Genomic DNA, 3,713 nt, shown 5'->3' with positions numbered 1-3,713 from the left:
CAAAAACAGTACTTAGTTCGTATAACAATTCATATTTATCATATTTCCAATCATTCTTTTGCTTTTGAAAGCAATTCACCCCACCACATTCTTCATCAGGAGATGCTCCTTTTCCCGATATACAGACAGGATATGTTTTGTCTTCGTCTATAGGCAATATTTTTTCTAATGTTATATCGAAATTCCATCTAGCCATAAAATCATATTTATATAAAAACTTCTTGTTAACCTCTAATTTGAGATCACATATCTTTATATTTTTTCCAATGTATGAGCTACCTGATGTATTGCCAAGCATATTTGGAATTGAATAATATTGCTTATTTATAATAAATTCGTTTAAGTAATAATCTGTCCAGCCCATTACTATTTGAATAATATTGTGTAAGTCAGCTAATGTGCTATCACTTTGTATTAGCACGCGTCTCCAAATTTTAGGACTTATGCCTTTTAGAGTAATCTTAAATTGATATATCTTATCTTCTGATTTCAAGAAAATTACCTCTAATTAATTATATACAGGCTCATTGTTAATTTCAGATTTTTCAGTAAGGCTATGCATATTTTTGGAAAACTTATTAATGAGATCAGTTATATTTTCTTTATCTATAGAACTTAACAAATTTACAACCAATTGTGCTAATGAAATTAATAAAGTCTCTTCATTACGTAATGTAATAGGTAAAGCATCCATACTTAATTTCATAGTACTTGCAAAATTGTTTACTACAAAATTAACTGCTGATGCCAAGTCATCTGGTTTAATATTAGATGAGGATTTATATATAGACGGATCACCTTGATTCAATTTATCAATTGTTTCTTTAGAATCTTTTTGTATAGTTAAATTTATTGCTTCTATAAATTTATCACCCAATCCTTTTTGCAACACTTCTGTCTTATTTTTTAACTGTATAATAATTCCTGTTACAAAACTCATCATTAATACCATTATTTCTCTGGGGTTTTTATTATTATATTCATCTTCTATAATTTTATGCAAATCTTGTAATGCTCTTGTCATTATTTCAGATACTGCTTGTATACTTTTTGGACTTGGCGCTACCATTGTTAGGTATATAAACTTATTTTATTAAAGGTTATAGTAAATTACATGTTTAATCAATTAACAGTTAGAAGTTCTATACATTATTAAATATAAATTTTAATCTCTCATTGCATATGCATATTTCTCTTCTGCATACTCATATAAAACTTTATCATTATTATCATTTTCAATATAAGCTTGAGTGTAGTCAAGCTCTTGAGCAAATTTACAAATATAGCGATTTGCTGCTTCTGTAACTTCATGTTTACTACCCCAATTAATAGATTCTTTTTTATAATTAATCTTAGCCTTCTTAAATATGTTGTATAAATATAAAAATATTTGATAACAAACCTCAACATTTGAAGGCATTCCTATAAATATAAGTTCACTATATGGATTGAATAAATCATGCCATAAATATATGGAGCGGTTGATTTAGCAAAAAGGTTATTGCAGATATGTGGACAAATATTTAGATATGCAGTAATTACAGAGAGAACCGAGAGGTATATAACAGCAGACTTAAAGGGAGCACTGAAATCAGTAAAAAAAAGTAATTATAACAGATTAAAGATAGATGAATTACCAGAATTTTTAAATAAGCTAGAAATTTATCAAGGTGAGGTGCTTACAAAATTTGCGGTAAAATTGATAATATTAACATTTGTAAGAACAATAGAGTTAAGAGGGGCTAAATGGGAAGAATTTAACTTAGATAAGAAGGAGTGGCATATTCCATCTGATAGAATGAAAATGAAAGAAAAACATATAGTACCATTGTCAAGACAAGCAATAAAAATAGTTGAGAAGATAAAAGAACTTGGATTTGACAGTGAGTATGTATTTCCAAATGTACAAAAATTAAAAGGACATATGAGTGAAAATACGATGTTATATGCCCTGTATAGAATGGGTTATCATAGGAGAGCAACAATACATGGATTTAGAGCTATAGCATCTACAATATTAAATGAAGAAGGCTTTAAAAGTGACTGGATAGAGAGGCAATTAGCCCATTCAGAGAGAAATAGTATCAGAGCAAGTTATAACTATGCTCAATACTTAACAGAGCGTAGAGAGATGATGCAGTGGTATAGCGACTATATTGATTCAATGAAAAATAAAAATCTATGAATATGGACAATTATTATAACCAATGGGGAGCAGAAAATATAAATTATGAGTATTGGGCAAAGCAGAGATATTGGGCTATATATGAGGTATATTGGGAGGTAACAAAGCAACACTGGTTAAAACAAGAGGCAATAAATCTTTTAATAGGAATTTCAATGCCTAAAGACAAAGAATATGTGAAGCATGAGCGAATTACAGGCAACATACATCCACTACTTTTAAGAAAGATAAGGGATATGTTAACTCTTTTAAAAGCATCTAACGTACCATTTAGATTTGATACTATACATAAGAAGCTCTATAAGCCAGTAGATATAATAGAATGGGCAAAAGGACGTAATATAGAAGTGCCGATAAAATTAGATAACTTATCTGAAAAAGATCAAATAGAAATTAGGCAAAACAAGTATCTCAATAATAGGATAGAAGGCGATCACAGATTTATAAAGAAGCGAACTAGGCCAATGTTTAGTTTCAAATCTTTTAGGAGTGCCGCCAAAACCATTGCAGGAATAGAACTCCTGCATATGATTAAAAAAGGACAACTTGCTGACAATAACAATTATAATTCTGACTTTGATAAATTTCTTTCACTAGCTGCTTAATGAAAAAACATGTTAATAATTTAAAATTTTACACCTTAATTACAGATGCGACAGAGCACTAAATCGCAATGAATTAATTGACAAATGTATTTTTTTAGTATATTTGATAATCAATTTAAAAATTAATATTAGAAATTATGACAGAAAAATTCCAGGTTGTAGCAGCAACTCCCCACTCACAAACTCAAATTGCCGTAGCAGGTTCTTATGGGTTAAAGATACCAAAAACTTCTAGCACAGATTTGTCAAATAGCATTGAAGTATATTTAAGATCTCAAATGACAGCTAGTTCAAAACTTGCAGTACAGAATGCAGCCAATAAGTATCTTACATTATATGATGGCATAAAAGAAGAGATTAAGACGGAGTTGGGAACACAATCAGAATTATGGACAGGAAGACATAATAGTCCAGATCCAGTAATTCAGTTTCAAAATAAGGGTTTATACTCTTGGTATTTCACCGATCCTAGCACAAAATCAAAAATTGCTTATGAAGACATCAGCTCTTCTAATGATGCTGCTGTGCCTTATATATTTTTTATGTTGAGACAGATAGAAGCAACTGATGCAAGAAATTTAGAGCCACAGTACTCAATAAAAATGTTAAAACCACCTATGGGTAAGGATCTTAAAAAACATATGGGCGTTGACCATGAAAATCATACAACTATAAAAGGATACACTTCGAATGATGTGTTGAATTTGTTTGAGTATTATGACTCAAAATTGGGAAAAAAGCCACTTAAAGTTTTTATACGGGATAAGGAATCTGGTGTAACTAAAGTTAATCCACATGTTCAAAATATTTTTGATAAACATGCTGAAGAATTTAAAGATATTATGATAAATGTCTATAATCATAATATTGAGGAATGCAATCATCTAAAAACAGTTCCTCCAAACTACCAATTCAGTACATGT

At 29.8% G+C, this 3,713-nt stretch carries 5 protein-coding genes and 1 pseudogene; 3 read left to right on the top strand and 3 right to left on the bottom strand.

Annotation, left to right across the window (positions count from 1 at the left end; all coding sequences use genetic code 11):
• From EIC27_RS06465 to EIC27_RS06455, 3 genes are all read right to left on the bottom strand, one after another.
• On the bottom strand, nucleotides 1-493 hold a 493-nt coding region (locus EIC27_RS06465), incomplete at its 3' end, for a plasmid pRiA4b ORF-3 family protein (RefSeq protein WP_153183778.1).
• 15 nt (nucleotides 494-508) lie between these two features.
• Complete coding sequence (locus tag EIC27_RS06460; protein ID WP_126045243.1) at nucleotides 509-1,069, bottom strand: hypothetical protein; 561 nt, start codon at nucleotides 1,067-1,069, stop codon at nucleotides 509-511.
• A gap of 96 nt (nucleotides 1,070-1,165) precedes the next feature.
• The gene (locus tag EIC27_RS06455) at nucleotides 1,166-1,432 is read right to left on the bottom strand and encodes a DUF7168 domain-containing protein (protein ID WP_422653016.1); all 267 of its coding nucleotides are present in this window, start codon (nucleotides 1,430-1,432) and stop codon (nucleotides 1,166-1,168) included.
• Nucleotides 1,433-1,468: 36 nt separating this feature from the next.
• Here EIC27_RS06455 and EIC27_RS06450 point away from each other — a divergent pair, with 36 nt between their 5' ends.
• The 3 genes and pseudogenes from EIC27_RS06450 to EIC27_RS06440 form a co-directional block, all read left to right on the top strand.
• Entirely contained in the window at nucleotides 1,469-2,185 is a 717-nt protein-coding gene (locus EIC27_RS06450; protein ID WP_126045241.1) for a tyrosine-type recombinase/integrase, read from the top strand.
• 386 nt (nucleotides 2,186-2,571) lie between these two features.
• Nucleotides 2,572-2,790: pseudogene (locus tag EIC27_RS08460) on the top strand (DDE-type integrase/transposase/recombinase); the annotation flags it as partial.
• Nucleotides 2,791-2,927: 137 nt separating this feature from the next.
• On the top strand, nucleotides 2,928-3,713 hold a 786-nt coding region (locus EIC27_RS06440; RefSeq protein WP_153183777.1), incomplete at its 3' end, for a hypothetical protein.

Origin of the sequence: Candidatus Aquarickettsia rohweri (assembly GCF_003953955.1) — a bacterium.
Taxonomy (GTDB): Bacteria; Pseudomonadota; Alphaproteobacteria; order Rickettsiales; family Midichloriaceae; genus Aquirickettsia; species Aquirickettsia rohweri.
The sequence above is the reverse complement of the archived record's forward strand: the minus strand, read 5'-3'. Positions and strand labels throughout refer to the sequence as shown.

Excerpts from the sequence above, each read along its gene's own strand:
- EIC27_RS06460 (WP_126045243.1), bottom strand. The coding sequence starts at position 1,069 with ATGGTAGCGCCAAGTCCAAAAAGTATACAAGCAGTATCTGAAATAATG.